The organism is Nocardia brasiliensis (genome assembly GCF_042691675.1).
Lineage (GTDB): Bacteria > Actinomycetota > Actinomycetes > Mycobacteriales > Mycobacteriaceae > Nocardia > Nocardia brasiliensis_D.
The window spans coordinates 5,976,865-5,991,474 of record NZ_CP170507.1 but is presented as its reverse complement, the minus strand read 5'-3'; the positions used below and the strand labels follow the sequence as shown (position 1 = coordinate 5,991,474).

General features: G+C 66.4%; 10 protein-coding genes. 7 read left to right on the top strand and 3 right to left on the bottom strand.

Annotated features, from left to right (window positions below):
• Positions 1–7 precede the first annotated feature (7 nt).
• Together hflX and ACFK0J_RS27500 are read left to right on the top strand one after the other, a co-directional pair.
• Positions 8–1,465 carry a GTPase HflX gene (hflX, locus tag ACFK0J_RS27505; protein ID WP_378743054.1) on the top strand — a complete coding sequence of 486 codons (1,458 nt, stop codon included), beginning with the start codon at positions 8–10 and terminating at the stop codon, positions 1,463–1,465.
• A 1,801-nt stretch (positions 1,466–3,266) separates the two neighbouring features.
• On the top strand, positions 3,267–4,172 hold the full coding sequence (locus tag ACFK0J_RS27500; RefSeq protein ID WP_378732120.1) for a lysophospholipid acyltransferase family protein: 906 nt from the start codon (positions 3,267–3,269) through the stop codon (positions 4,170–4,172).
• Positions 4,173–4,191: 19 nt separating this feature from the next.
• Here the strand turns inward: ACFK0J_RS27500 and ACFK0J_RS27495 are convergent, their stop codons facing one another.
• Positions 4,192–6,186 (bottom strand): ArnT family glycosyltransferase, encoded by a 1,995-nt coding sequence (locus ACFK0J_RS27495; protein ID WP_378732119.1) that lies wholly within the window; start codon positions 6,184–6,186, stop codon positions 4,192–4,194.
• A 254-nt stretch (positions 6,187–6,440) separates the two neighbouring features.
• Between ACFK0J_RS27495 and ACFK0J_RS27490 the strand changes: the two genes are divergently transcribed.
• From ACFK0J_RS27490 to ACFK0J_RS27480, 3 genes are all read left to right on the top strand, one after another.
• A complete protein-coding gene (locus ACFK0J_RS27490) occupies positions 6,441–7,586 on the top strand; it encodes an acyl-CoA dehydrogenase family protein (protein ID WP_218470386.1) in 1,146 nt (381 codons plus the stop codon).
• Positions 7,587–7,816: 230 nt separating this feature from the next.
• Positions 7,817–9,589 carry a hypothetical protein gene (locus ACFK0J_RS27485; RefSeq protein WP_378732117.1) on the top strand — a complete coding sequence of 591 codons (1,773 nt, stop codon included), beginning with the start codon at positions 7,817–7,819 and terminating at the stop codon, positions 9,587–9,589.
• Between the two features lie 219 nt (positions 9,590–9,808).
• Positions 9,809–10,597, top strand: coding sequence for an ABC transporter permease (locus tag ACFK0J_RS27480; protein WP_378743052.1), 789 nt, complete (start codon positions 9,809–9,811; stop codon positions 10,595–10,597).
• A gap of 17 nt (positions 10,598–10,614) precedes the next feature.
• On the opposite strand, the gene ACFK0J_RS27475 is transcribed toward ACFK0J_RS27480, so the two are convergent.
• Complete coding sequence (locus ACFK0J_RS27475; protein ID WP_378732115.1) at positions 10,615–11,298, bottom strand: response regulator; 684 nt, start codon at positions 11,296–11,298, stop codon at positions 10,615–10,617.
• A complete protein-coding gene (locus ACFK0J_RS27470; protein WP_378732113.1) occupies positions 11,295–12,875 on the bottom strand; it encodes an ATP-binding protein in 1,581 nt (526 codons plus the stop codon). The genes ACFK0J_RS27475 and ACFK0J_RS27470 overlap by 4 nt, the downstream gene beginning before the upstream one ends.
• A gap of 179 nt (positions 12,876–13,054) precedes the next feature.
• Here ACFK0J_RS27470 and ACFK0J_RS27465 point away from each other — a divergent pair, with 179 nt between their 5' ends.
• Complete coding sequence (locus ACFK0J_RS27465; protein WP_378732111.1) at positions 13,055–14,032, top strand: Bug family tripartite tricarboxylate transporter substrate binding protein; 978 nt, start codon at positions 13,055–13,057, stop codon at positions 14,030–14,032.
• The gene (locus tag ACFK0J_RS27460; protein ID WP_378732109.1) at positions 14,029–14,610 is read left to right on the top strand and encodes a tripartite tricarboxylate transporter TctB family protein; all 582 of its coding nucleotides are present in this window, start codon (positions 14,029–14,031) and stop codon (positions 14,608–14,610) included. The genes ACFK0J_RS27465 and ACFK0J_RS27460 overlap by 4 nt, the downstream gene beginning before the upstream one ends.

The window sequence follows — 14,610 nt, the reverse complement described above, 5'->3', positions numbered from 1 at the left end:
CGCGCGGATGAAGCGGTCCGGCGGCTGGACCGCCGCCGAGCCGACGGTCGGCGAAATGCAGCTCGACGAACGCAGCTCGCTGCGCCGAGTCGCCGGGCTGTCCACCGAGCTCACCGACATCACCGAGGTCGAGTACCGGCAGCTGCGCCTGGAACGGGTCGTGCTGGTCGGCGTGTGGACCACGGGCAGCGCGGCGCAGGCCGACGCGAGCATGACCGAACTGGCCGCGCTCGCCGAGACCGCCGGTTCCGAAGTGCTCGAAGGCTTGATCCAGCGCCGGGACAAGCCGGACCCGGCCACCTACATCGGCTCGGGCAAGGCCGACGAGCTGCGTGCCGTCGTGCTGGAAACCGGTGCCGACACGGTGATCTGCGACGGTGAACTGACCCCGGCGCAGCTGACCGCGCTGGAGAAGGTCGTCAAGGTCAAGGTGATCGACCGGACCGCGCTGATCCTGGACATCTTCGCCCAGCACGCCACCTCCCGCGAGGGCAAGGCGCAGGTCGCGCTGGCCCAAATGGAATACATGTTGCCGCGCCTGCGCGGTTGGGGTGAGTCCATGTCCCGCCAGGCCGGTGGCCGCGCGGGTGGCAACGGTGGCGGTGTGGGTCTGCGTGGTCCCGGTGAGACGAAGATCGAAACCGATCGTCGCCGCATTCGGGAGCGGATGGCCAAGCTGCGCCGCGAGATCCGCGAGATGAAGACCGCGCGCGACACCATGCGGGCCCGCCGCAACTCCAGCGGCATCCCGTCGGTCGCGATCGTCGGCTACACCAACGCGGGCAAGTCCAGCCTGATGAACGCGCTGACCGGCGCGGGACTGCTGGTGCAGGACGCACTGTTCGCCACCCTGGATCCGACCACCCGTCGCGCCGATCTGGACGACGGCCGCGAGGTCGTGTTCACCGACACCGTCGGTTTCGTCCGGCACCTGCCGACCCAGCTGGTCGAGGCGTTCCGGTCGACGCTGGAGGAGGTGACCGGTGCCGACCTGCTGCTACACGTGGTCGACGGCTCCGACTCACTGCCCGCCGAACAGATCAAGGCAGTCCGCGAGGTGATCACCGACGTGATCAAGGAGCAGGGCACCGCCGCCCCGCCAGAACTGCTGGTAGTCAACAAGATCGACGCCCTCGACCCGATGGCGCTCACCCGCCTCCGCGGCCAGCTCCCCGACGCGGCGTTCGTCTCCGCCCACACCGGCCTCGGTATCGACGCCCTGCGCGACCGCCTCGCCGAGGTCCTTGGCGGCCTCGACGTAGAAGTAAGCGTCTTGCTCCCTTACAGCCGCGGCGACCTACTGGCCCGCATCCACGCCGACGGCCGCATCATCACCTCGACCCACGAGGAAGGCGGCACCCGAGTCCACGCCCGCGTCCCCCACTCCCTCGCCGCCGCCCTCTCGGAATACGCCCACGCAAGCACCGGTGGCGCCCCAGAAACCAACGGCCACAGCCCGGAGTAGTGGGTCGGCGTCGACCGGGGGCAGTGGTCACCGGCCAGGAGTAGTGATCGGTGTCGGCCGGGGGCAGTGATCGGTGTCGGCCGGGGGTAGTGATCGGCACCAATCGCGAGTGATCGGCGCCGAACGGGACCTCACCGAGGACTTACTCGCACTTTGCCGCAGTCATGTCCCGCTCAAGGCACCTACCGGGTAGCGATCAGAACCGGCCAGAGTAGTGATCGGCTTCGGCCGGGAGTAGTGATCGGCATCGGCCGAGGGCAGCGATTGGCGTCGGCCGGGGGTAGTGATCGGCACCAATCCGGAGTGATCGGTATCGGCCGGGGGTAGTGATCGGCACCAATCGGGAGTGATCAGCGTCGGCCAGGGGCAGCGATTGGCGTCGCCGGGAGTAGTGATCGGCATCGGCCGGGAGTAGCGATCAGCATCGGCCAGGAGTAGTAATTGGCGCCGAACGGGACCTCACCGAGGACTTACTCGCACTTTGCCGCAGCCACGTCCCGCTCGAGGCACCTACCGGGGTAGGTGGTCGGGCGAGCGGGACTTCACTGAGGGCTTACTCGCACTTTGTCGCAGTCATGTCCCGCTCGGCAGGCTGCTCGTGGGGTGGGCGGGTGGAGGATCCGGGTCGAATGTGGCGGCTTTGCCGGTCCATGCGTGGCGCGCGCATGGAGTGGCACGCCAGGGTGGAGCGTTCTCGCGTTTCGGGGCAGCCATATGCCGCTCGTTGTCTGTCGCCAACCGTCCGACGTGGCGGTTACGCCGGGCGGGACCTCAGTGAGGGCCCAGCCCCAGTTCGCCGCAGCCATGTCCCGCTTGAGGCACCTACCGGGGTAGGAGGTCGGGCGAGCGGGACTTCACTGGGGGGCTTACTCGCACTTTGTCGCAGTCATGTCCCGCTCGGCAGGCTGCCCGCGGGTGGGCGGGCGGAGGATCCGGATCGGTTGCGGGTCTTGCCGGTCCACGCGTGGCGCCAGCGTTGAGGGGCACGGCAGGGTGGAGCGTTCTCGCGTTTCGAGGCAGCCATGTCCCACGCGTTGTCTGTCGTCGACGGTCTGACTGTCGGTAGCACCAGGCGGGACCGCGCCGAGGGCAGCTAGTTCGCCGCAGCCACGCCCCCGGCGGGTCGGCCGATCGGGACTTCACTGAGGGCTTACTCGCGACGCGCCGCAGCCATGTCCCGCTTGAGGCACTACCGGCGTAGGTGGTCGGGCGAGGGGGACTTCACCGAGGACTTACTCGCACTTTGCCGCAGCCATGTCCCGCTCGAGGCACGTACGGGGGTAGGTGGTCGGGCGAGGGGACTTCACTGAGGGATTACTCGCACTTTGTCGCAGTCATGTCCCGCTCGGCAGGCTGCTCGCGGGTGGGCGGTCCGACCGTGGCGGTAGCACCGGGCGGGACCTCAGTGAGGGGCTAGCCGCAGTTCGCCGCAGCCATGTCCCGCTCGAGGCACCTACGGGGGTAGGTGGTCGGGCGAGAGGGACTTCACTGAGGGCTTACTCGCACTTTGTCGCTGTCATGTTCCGCTGGCCGTCCTGGGGTTGCTTGGCGGGGCACTGTTGTGGGGGCTGGCGCGTACGAGACATGGTCGCGCGTGCGAAGGGTTTGGTGCGGCGGAAATTGTTAGCAAATTCGGGTGTGGGTGGGAATTGGTGTGTGGCAGGCGGGGTGGGGTTTTGGGAGGCGGGGTGTGGGGGGGTGGGGTTGATAGCAGACCGGTTGAACTGTGGGTGGGCTCACATTCGGTGCGACGCAGTGGATTTCGTTACGGTATCGTTCGTGTCGACATCAGGAGGGATGTATGTCGCACGATCGTTCTGGCTCGGCCGATTCCGGAGTTCGGCCGTCCGGTGCTCTGTTGCTCGACGAACCAGGACTCAGTGATGGTGCGCCGTTGGTGGTTTCGCTGACCGACAGCGATCTTCGAGTGATCGAGGCACTGCTCGCGCCGTTGCGGGCCTGGACGAGTCCACGGTTCTACGGGCTGGAGAACATTCCGGCCGACGGTCCCGTCCTGCTCGTCGGCAACCACAACCTGATGGGCGGCATCGACGCCCCGCTGCTGCTGCCCGAGGTGCTGCGCCGCCGCGGTCGCCTGATCCGCGGTCTCGCGGAGAACGTGCTGATCGCGGTCCCGGGCCTGCGGCACTTCCTGCACCGCTACGGCGCGGTGCGCGGCACCCGCGGTAACTGCCTCGCCCTGCTGAAGCGCGGCGACGCCGTGATCGTGTTCCCCGGCGGCGGCCGAGAAGCGGTGCGCCGCAAGAACGAGAAGTACGTCCTCAAATGGGAGGGCCGCACCGGCTTCGCCCGCATGGCCATCGAAGCGGGCGCGCCGATCGTGCCCATCGCTATGATCGGCGTCGACGACGCCTACGACATCGTGATCGACGGCGACCACCCCCTGCTGCGCCCGCTGCGCTGGACCGTCGAAGCCCTCGGCCTCAACCCAGAACTGACACCCCCGCTGCTCCGCGGCCTCGGCCCCACCGTCATCCCGCGCCCCGAACGCTTCTACTTCGCCGCGGGCGCCCCGATCGACCCGGCTCCCTGGCGCGACGCGGAAGACCTCGGCTCGGCCGCAAAGGAATTGCGCGACGTAGTCCGTAAGGCCCTGGAAGAGGAACTGAAATTCCTCTTCACCGAACGCGACCGCGACTCCGGCCGCACTCTCCTCGGCCGCGTGCGAGGCTGGCTCCAGCGCTGACCGTTTCGCACGGTGCAGGTCAATTCGGTTGTGGCCGTAGGTCATACACGGCGATGCTGCCGATGTGCGTGGCGGTGTAGTGGTGGGACACCCAGTCCGCGATCTCCGGCTTTCCGGTCACTTGCCACGGCTTGTCCGGCGGTGGTGGAGTTCCTGGCTGGCCGGGGACTCGCCAGGACGCGGGTAGTTGCATCTCCTGCACCAGGTAATAGGTCAGTTGATGACGGGCAACGATCTCCTGGAACTGCTCGAGCGTCGGCGCCGGATCCTCCGTGGCGAACCCGCCGATGGCGATCACCGGTGTGCGGCTGGCCAATTCCAGTGCGGCGGCGATCGATCCCCGATCCACCGCGGCCGACCACGTTGTCGTCGTATTCATCAGCATCGTGACGAGCTGCGGATTGGTGAACGCCCCACCATCGGCGAAGTTCTGCGTTTGCCGCCGGATGAGGGCGGCGATCCCGGTCTCCACTGGTTTGGCCGGACCGACAGCGGGACTGCGCCCGCCGTGCGCTTGCTGCAGCGTCGCCGCCGCGTACGCGGCCGACCCGCCGAGCCCGGCGAGCACCCCGATGACCACCAAAACCGTTGTCACCCTAGCCCGCACCGTACGCCACGCAGCCGTAGCCGGTATCGCCGTAATCACCAGACCGAGCGCGGCGACCACCGCGGTCGCGGCGATGGTCCAGCGCAACCACGGCAGCCATTCGGAATTCCGTTGCAGCACAACAAAAGCCCATACGCCCATGGCCGAAATGAGAGCAGCGGCACCGAGCTTGCCGAACGCCTCTTCGCGCCGCAGCCACAGCTCGTGCACGCCAACGGCGACCGTCCCGGCCGCGGCGGGCGCGAGCGCCAGTGTGTAATACGAGTGCTCGATAGCGCCCATCGCACTGAACGCGCCGCCGACGATGATCAGCCACAACCCGAAGACCAGCGCCGCACCACGAACCGGATCGGTGCGCGGCAACCCCCATCGCGAAGCGAGGACCAGGACGAACGCCAGCAGCGCGGCAGGAACCAACCACGAGATCTCGAACCCGCTCTCGCCCACGAACAGTCGGCCCAGCCCCGGCGACCCGAAATCATTGAAGCTCTGCAGCAGCCCGGGCGGCGCTTGGTAACCGGACGGCAGGTCGATCCGACCGGCCGACGGAGTATGGCCGAGAAACCGGCCGAAGCCGTTGAACCCCACCACCGAATCCATGAACGAGTTATCCGAAGACCCGGCCAGGTACGGCCGCGACGAAGGCGGCCAGACGGCGGTGAGCAGCACATACCAGCCGGACGACACGATCAACGCCGCAGCTCCACCGACCAAGTGCCACAACCGATTCCGCAACGAAGTAGGCGCGACGATCAGGTAGGTGATGGCCAGCGCGGGCAACACCATCAGCCCTTCGAGGAGCTTCGCCAGAAACGCGAAGCCGAGCGCGACACCGGCCAGCATCAACCAGCGCCCGTTCGCCCGCTCCAGCGCCCGGATCGTGCAGTAGGCGGACGCGGTCATCAACAACACCAGCACCGCATCCGGGTGATTGAACCGAAACATCATGGCCGCCACCGGAGTTGCCGCCAGCGCCAGACCGGCGAGCAGTCCGGCGGCTCGGCTTCCGGTCGCGCGCGTCACTGCCGCGTGCAACAGCGCTACCGCGCCGACCGCCATCAGCGCCTGCGGTACCAGCATGCTCGCGCTGCTGAACCCGAACAGCTGCCCGGATAGTCCCATGATCCACTGGGACACCGGCGGCTTGTCGACGGTGATGAAATTGCCGGGGTCGAGCGATCCGAACAGCAGTGCCTTCCAGTTCTGTGACCCGGACCAGGCCGCACCCGCGTAGAAGTTGTTGGCCATCCCGTTGACGGTGATGTTCCACAGGTACGCGATCGCGGTACCGGCCAGCAGCACGGCCAGTCCGAGACGTTCCACCGGACGCGCCGGTGGCAGGGTTGTCGAGCCGGGGGAAGACGCAACGGAGCCGGTCGGAGCCGTCGCGATGAGGGTCGCCGCCATGGCCCCACCGTCGCATGCCGATGTTCACCAAAAGTTGGACAGCGGGTTAACGCCGGGTCGAAATTCTGTGGTCGAGGACACCGCCGCGCCCGTGTGGTTTGTCAGGAATCTCGATCTTCTTCCTGGACTGCCGGCACCGCTCCTGGTGAGGCAACGATTCCAGCCCAGAAGTGAACTGTGATTCTCGTTCCGGGTACCGTATGGGACAACGACGGTCGGTGTGGACCGGCCCGTGTGGTCACTAGGAGGTTGGTGTGGAGCGCACACTGTTCGAACCCGAACACGATTTGTTCCGGGAGTCGTTCCGCAAGTTTCTCGATCAGCACGTCGCACCGAACCACGCGAAGTGGGAAGAGCAGGGGATCGTCGACCGCTCGGTCTGGCTCGAGGCCGGCAAGCAGGGCTTCCTCGGAATGGCCATGCCGGAGGAGTACGGCGGCGGCGGGGTCAAGGATTTCCGCTACAACGCGATCGTCGCCGAGGAGTCGGTCCGCGGCCAGTACTCCGGTCTGGGCTTCGCGCTGCACAACGATGTGATCGCACCGTATCTGCTGGAACTGGCCAATGAGGAGCAGAAGCAGCGCTGGCTGCCCGGCTTCTGTGCCGGTGAGATCATCACCGCCATCGCGATGACCGAGCCGGGCACCGGTTCCGACCTGCAGGGCATCAAGACCCGCGCGGTCCGCGACGGTGACGACTGGGTGCTCAACGGTGCCAAAACATTCATCACCAACGGCATCAACTCCGACATCGTCATCGTGGTCGCGCAGACCGACCCCGACAAGGGTGCGATGGGCTTCAGCCTGCTCGTCGTCGAGCGCGGCATGCCCGGCTTCGAGCGCGGCCGCAACCTGGACAAGCTCGGCCTGAAGGCGCAGGACACCGCGGAGCTGAGCTTCACCGACGTGCGCGTCCCCGCCGCCAACCTGCTCGGCCAGGAGGGTGCGGGCTTCATCCACCTGATGCAGAACCTGCCGCAGGAGCGCCTGTCCATCGCCGTGATGGCGGCCGCCGCGATGGAGGCCTGCCTGGACATGACCATCCAGTACGTGCGCGACCGCAAAGCCTTCGGCAAGCCGATCGGCACCTTCCAGAACACCCGCTTCGTCCTCGCCGAACTGGCCACCAAGACCACGGCCGTCCGCGTCCTGGTCGACCGCTTCATCGAAGACCTCAACGCGGGCAGGCTTTCCGTCGAGGACGCCGCGATGGCCAAGTGGTGGAGCACCGAGGAGCAGGTCGAGCTCATCGACCGCTGTCTCCAGCTGCACGGCGGCTACGGCTACATGAAGGAATACCCGATCGCCAAGGCTTACATGGACGCTCGCGTCCAGACCATCTACGGCGGCACTACCGAGATCATGAAGGAAATCATCGGGCGCAGCTTGAAACTGTCCTGATAGGCGGCCGTCCGGTCCGAAGCCGGTGCTGTTCTATGGCGGTATCCCTCCGGGGGTACCGCCATTTCACTGTCTGCGGATGCTTCGAATATCCCGGCCCTCAGCCGCACAGGAAGATTCTGGCAAACGATGGAACCGTCTGGGGGCCGCTCGCGTCAATAACTAGTGACACACCAACACCTGCCGGACAACCGGCGGGTGACAGCGTTTGAGCCCGGGGGGGATTTAACGTGTCCGACAACAAGGTCGAGAACGCGCGATCGACGGATCGCGCAGGTCACGGTGTCGCACAACGGCTTTCGGATATTGGTACTGAGGCCAGCAACAGGATCGTCTCACCCAGAACCGAATTCCAGCGAAGGTTCGCGGCGCTGTACACGGCGGCGGGCAGCCCGCCATTGCGGCGAGTCGCGGCGGCGGACGAGCACATGCGCGCGACCAGGCACGCCGACGGCAGCGGCGGCGTCGGGTCGCAACGGATCAGCGATTGGAAGGCCGGGCGAAACCTGCCCGCGCGCTTCGACTCGTTCCTACCCGTGCTGCTGACGCTGATCGACAAGGCCGAAGCATCAGGTTCGCCGGTACCTGCGGCGCTGCTTCAGGTGCTGGAATGGCGCAGGCTGTGGGAGGCAGCGGTTGCGCGGGAGCCGGAATCCGAACTGGTCGACGCGACCGCTCCGTATCTCGGCCTGTCCTCGTACTGCTCCACCGACGCGGACCGGTTCTTCGGCCGGGAGAAGGCGACCACGGAGCTCATCGACCTGGTGCGCAGTACCGCGGCACGAGGCGGACTGGTCGTCTTGGTGGGCGCGTCAGGAGCGGGCAAGTCGTCACTGCTGCGGGCCGGACTCGTGCCTGCCTTCCGGACCGCTCCGCACGAATGGTCTGTCGTCAGCGTTACGCCCGGTGCGACCCCGACGAAGACGGTTCGTCGGGCCCTCACAGGCGCAGTGGAGCCGAAGTCGCCCGACCGCCGCCTGGTGGTCATCGACCAGTTCGAGGAACTGTTCACCGTCTGCGGCGACGAACGGGAACGGCAGGCGTTCATCGAGCTCATCGGCGAACTCGGCACACCCGGCGGTGGAAGTCCGACTGTCGTCGTCGCCGCGGTACGTGCCGACTTCTCCGCACGGTGTTTCGCCTATCCGATCCTGGCCGAGGCCCTCCGGCAGTCGAGCTATCGCCTCGGCTCGATGTCCGCCGACGAGTTGACTCGGGCCATCGTGCAGCCCGCCGAGAGGTCTGGCCTCGAACTCGCGGCCGGTTTGGAGGAGTTGGTGCTCGCCGAGCTGTGCGTGCTGAGCGGACATCACGGTGAGCACAGCTTCGACCCGGCGGCGCTACCACTGTTGTCGCACGTCATGGCGGCAACCTGGCGGCGGCGCGAGCATCGACGGCTGACCCTCGCCGGGTACCGCAAAGCAGGCGGAGTCGTAGGTTCGGTGGCCATGATCGCCGAACAAGCGTGGACGGCGTTGTCCCCGGCCCAGCAAGTCGTCGCCCAGCAACTACTACTCGGTTTGGTGACCATCGGACAGGATTCACCCGACACGCGCCGCCATGCGACACGCGCCGAACTGGTTCAGCGCACCGGCGACCCCGAAACCGCGGAGACGGTCTTGGAAGCCCTCATCCGCGCGCGCGTGGTAACGGTCGACGCGACCGCGGCCTATCTCAGCCATGAGATCGTGCTCGAAGCGTGGCCGCGGCTGCGGGCCTGGATCGACGAGGACCGGGTCGGGCACCTGACTCGTCAACGGGTGGAAATCGATGCGGCGGAATGGGATTCGCATCACCGAGATCCGTCGTTGCGCTACCGTGGGGCCGGTCTCACCGTGGCCGAGAACACTGGCCACGACAATCTCACCCACCTCGCACGCGAATTCCTCGCCGCATCGTCGGCCATGCATCATCGTGTGCGCAGGAGAGCGATTATCGCGACAGCAGCGTTGGCGGCACTCGGCCTGGTAACCGTACTTCTAAGCATCGCCGCCCTCGGCTGAAGACAGATCGCTCGAAAGGCGCAACTAACTCCTCCCCGGGCGGGACGCTCATTCTCAACGCTTTACCCGTGCTTCGTTCTAGTGGTTGATACGGCGGATTTGTCGGTGGCACCCGCGATACTGTCGACGCGGCCGACGGCGCAACGCCGCCGCTGCCTATGTCGTTGATGTTCAGCTACTGAGCCCTACCGAAGGAGGTTGGCGTTGAACTCGATAACCATGGCGGTCAGCGATGGCGTGACGATCACCAAACGAAACCTGATCAAGATCAAGCGAGTCCCCGACCTGCTGGTTTTCACGACCTTGTCGCCGATCATGTTCGTGCTGCTCTTCGCCTTCGTGCTCGGCAGCATGATCGACATGCCGGGCATGAGCTACCGGGAGTTCTTGATCGCGGGCATCTTCGCGCAAACAGTCATCTTCGGCGGCACCTGGACCGGACTCGGCATGGCCGAAGACATTCAGAAGGGCATCATCGACCGCTTCCGATCCCTGCCGATGTCGTCCTCGGCCGTCCTCGTCGGACGAACGGTCAGCGACGTTTTCATCAATGTGATCAGCCTTGTCGTCATGGGGCTCACCGGACTGCTGGTCGGCTGGCGAGTACGCACCTCGCTGCTGGAAGCGCTCGCGGGCTTCGGGATCCTGCTATTGTTCGCCTACGCGCTGTCCTGGGTGATGGCCATCGTCGGCCTCGCGATCCGTACCCCGGAGGTCTACAATAACGCGGTATTCATGATCATCTTCCCGGCCACCTTCGTGGCCAATACCTTCGTGGATCCGAGTCGGCTGCCCACCGTGCTCAAGGTGATCGCCGAATGGAACCCGGTATCGGCGGTCGTCCAGGCCTCCCGAGTGCTGTTCGGAAACACCCATCCAGCAATGCCCGCCTCCGACGTATGGCCGATGCAGCATCCGGTCGCGGCCTCCTTGCTCTGGAGCGCGCTGATCTTGGTGATCTCGGTGCCCTTGGCGATCCGCCAGTACAAGAAGGCGGTGAGCCGGTAGCGATCAGGTCGGCGTCGCTACTGCCGTGGATCGGCCGCGATCCAGCGATACCGGCGCTCGGGCCGCCCGGTCCCGCCATAACGCAAGCGCACCTCGGCGCGGTCGGTCTCCGCGAAATGCTCGAGATACCTGCGGGCGCTGACGCGGGACAGCGCCGCGGCATCGGCGCATTCCTGGGCGGACAGATCCGACTCGGCCGCGCGCAGGACGCCTGCTACCAATTCCGCCGTCTGCGCGGTCAAGCCCTTCGGCAGCGTCGCAGAGCCGCGCGGCCGACCCGCGAAGACCTGATCCACATCCGATTGCGCGGCGCGCGAGAGCACACCGAGCTTGGTGTGCAATACGGCGAAATGCTGGAGCTGGTCATAGAGCGCGCCATAGGTGAACGGCTTGATCAGATAGTGCAGCACTCCACCGCGCATGGCGGCGCGGATGGTGTCCACGTCGTCGGCGGCGCTGATCACCACCACATCGGTCGCCTCGGCGCTTTCGCGAATACCGCGCAGCACCGACAACCCGTCTATGTCGGGCAGATAGATATCCAGCAGCACCAGGTCGGGACGTAGTTCGCCGATCATGCGTAGCGCGTCCGCACCGGTACGCGCCACGCCCGCGACGGTGAATCCCGGTGTCTTCGAGACGTACCCGCTGTGCACCTTCGCCACCATGAAGTCGTCATCGACGATGAGTACCCGAATCATCCGCGCCCCTCCGGGATCATCGGCAGGGTCGCCGTGAACACCGCACCCTCGGCGTTGTGCACGGAAACGACGCCGCCGCGCCGGACACACGCCTGCCGGGTGATGGCCAAACCGAGACCGCGCTGGCCGCCTTGCTCGGCGGCTTTGGTGGTGAAACCGTGCCGGAACACTTCCTGTGCGATCTCGGGGGCAACGCCGGGACCGGAGTCACGGACCACCACATGCACCGCGGTGTCCGACTGCCGCAGATCCACCTCGATCCACCCCGTGCTCGTACCGGGACCGGGTAGCGCATCGAGCGCGTTGTCCACGAGATTGCCGAGCACCGTGACGATGTCGGCGGACAACGCGGTGTCCACCTCACCCAGTTCGCTCGATTCGGCCAACCGCAAGCCGACCCCCTGTTCGGCGGCGAGGCTGGCTTTGGCGATCAACAGCGCGGCCACCGCCGGATCGCCGACCTTGCTGGTCACTCGAGCCTGCCACTGGTCGCGATTGGCGCTGACCCGGTCGACATAGCGATGCACCTCGTCGTACTCCCCGAGCTCGATCAGTCCCGCGATGGTGTGCAGGCGGTTGCTGAACTCGTGCGCCTGCGCGCGCAGCGTGTCCGCGGTGTTCCGATTCTCGGTCAGTTGATCTTGCAGCCGGACCAGTTCGGTCCGATCACGCAGTGTGACAACGGCACCCAGCGTGTGCTGATCCCATCGGATCGGGGTCCGGTTCATCACCAGCACCTTGCCGCGGCGCAGTCCGATCAAGTCGGCACCCTCGGCTTTCCCGGTGAACACGTCGAGGATCCGCTCGTTGAGCCCGAGTTCGTAGACACTGCGCCCGACCACATCGCCGAGCGTCAGCAGCGCTTTGGCTTGATCGTTGACCAAGGTGATCCGTTGCTGCTGGTCCAATCCGACTACGCCCTCCCGGATTCCGTGCAACATCGCCTCGCGATGTTCGACGAGTCCGGTGATCTCGGCGGGCTCCAACCCGAAGGTCTGTCGCTTCAGCCACCAAGCTACCGACAGCGAACCGGCGACACCGACGACGGACGCGATGCCGAGCAGGCTGAGCAGCCCGGGAAACGACTCGACCAGGATCTGCCACATGGCGGGTTGCTTCTTCTGCGCCGCAACGTAACCCACCAGCCGGTGCTGCTCCTGCGCGATCACCGGGACATGCGCGATCACCGAGCCGTCGATCTCGCCGACCCAGGCCCGGCCCTCGGTCACCGTCGAACCGGCCAACTGGAGCGGCCTGCTGATCTCGGCCGGGTTCTGCGAGGTGAGCACCTTGCCGTCGGCTCTGGCGATTGCCACCACATCGGCACCGGAGGCCACCTGCGCCGATGCGGCGAAGGGCGCCAACCGGAGATGTTGCTTCGGATCGGCCAGCAGCACACGCAGACTCGGGTTGGCGGCGACATCCTCGGCGATGCCGAGCATCCGCCGCGACTCGGTGTTCCGGAACGTCTCGCTCACCTGCGCGACCACCACCGCGGCGACCGCGGCGAGCAGCACGAGCACGATCAGCAATTGCAGGGCCAGCAATTGACGCGCCAGCGAGCCCTTCTTGCCCACGTCTACCTCGTACCTCCTGGCCCCGTGCCCGCCGCCAGTCTCACCGAAACGTGCTGAGCGCGTGCCGCATTCAGCGTGAACTCTATGACCACAACGACCGTTTCGGCCGCAAAGCTGACAGAACCAGGTGGGCCAGCTCACAATTCGGCCAGCTCAACGATGCGAGATGAGGATCGACAGTGAGAACTCCGAAGCTGCTGACCGCCTGTATAGGTGTCTTCGTGGCAGTCGCGCTGACGGCGTGCAACGGTGCCGGCGGCTCGGCCGACAAGTTGACCGGCGTCCGGATCATGGTGCCGAATTCCCCGGGTGGCGGGTACGACATCACCGCCCGCACCTCCGCGAAGGCGATGGAGGAGGCCGGAATCGCCCGCTCGGTCGAGGTTTTCAACCTGCCGGGCGCAGGCGGCACCGTTGGCCTGGGCCGACTGGTCGGCGAGAACGGCAACGGCAAGTTGGTCATGCAGATGGGCCTGGGTGTCGTCGGCAGCGTCTATACGAACAAATCACCGTCGAAGCTGTCCGACACCACGCCGATCGCCCGGCTGCTCGAAGAGCCCGACATCATCGTGGTGTCGAAGAATTCCAAGTACACCGACATCAAGCAGTTGGTCGGCGAGTGGAAGGCGAATCCGGGTGCGGTCCCCGTCGGCGGTGGCTCCGCACCGGGCGGCCCTGATCACCTGGCGCCGATGCTGGTGGCCAAGGCCATCGGTATCGAACCGCGACAGGTCAATTACGTGCCGTTCGACGGCGGCGGCGAGCTGCTGGCATCGGTGCTCGGCAACAAGATTGCCTTCGGCGTTTCGGGAGTCGGCGAATACCTCGACCAAATTCAGGCCGGTGAGCTGCGGGTGCTCGCGGTGACCGGCGGTAAGCGGATCGAGGGTGTCGACGCGCCGACCTTGAAAGAGGCTGGTATCAACGTCGAATTCACCAACTGGCGCGGTGTCGTCGCGCCGCCGGGCATCAGCGACGCCGACCGCAAGGCCTTGGTCGACGCCTACACGAAGATGCACGACTCGGCCCAGTGGAAGGACGCGGTCAGCACGAACGGCTGGGGTGACGCGTTCCTGACCGGCGCCGAGTTCGGCACCTTCATCCAGCAGCAGACCGACCAGGTCGGCTCGGTGCTGAAGGAACTGGGGCTGGGATGAGCACCGGCGGACCGGCGGGCAGCGGTCCCGGGACGAGCGCTGGTGAGCAGGGGCGCGGCGAGGGGAGAGGGAATACCGGCGGCCTGACCGATTGGCTGCGCGAGCGTTCCGAGCTCGCCGTGGCCGCGCTGCTCGCCGGCGCGGGCGCCGTGGTGATCGTCGACGCCATGACGATGTCGACGAACTTCACCCAGCGTGGCCCGGTCGGGCCGAAGGCAATGCCGGTGGCGGTGGGTGCGCTGCTCCTGCTGGTCGCCGTCGTGCTGGCCGTCGATGTGTTGCGCGGCGGGAAGGGGGAGGCGGAGGGCGGCGAAGACATCGACCTGTCCACGCCGCCGGAGTGGCGAACCGTCGCGCTGCTGGTCGGGGTGTTCGTCGCCAATATCGTGCTCATCGACATCGTCGGCTTCCCGATCGCGGGCACGCTGTTGTTCTGGGGGGCGGCCTACGCGTTGGGTAGCAGGCACTGGTTACGTGACCCGCTGGTCGCGGTCATCCTCGCGCTGGTCACCCACATCGTCTTCGTGCAGCTGCTCGGCGTCGCGCTGCCCGGTGGCCCGCTCGAGCGGGTGATCTGA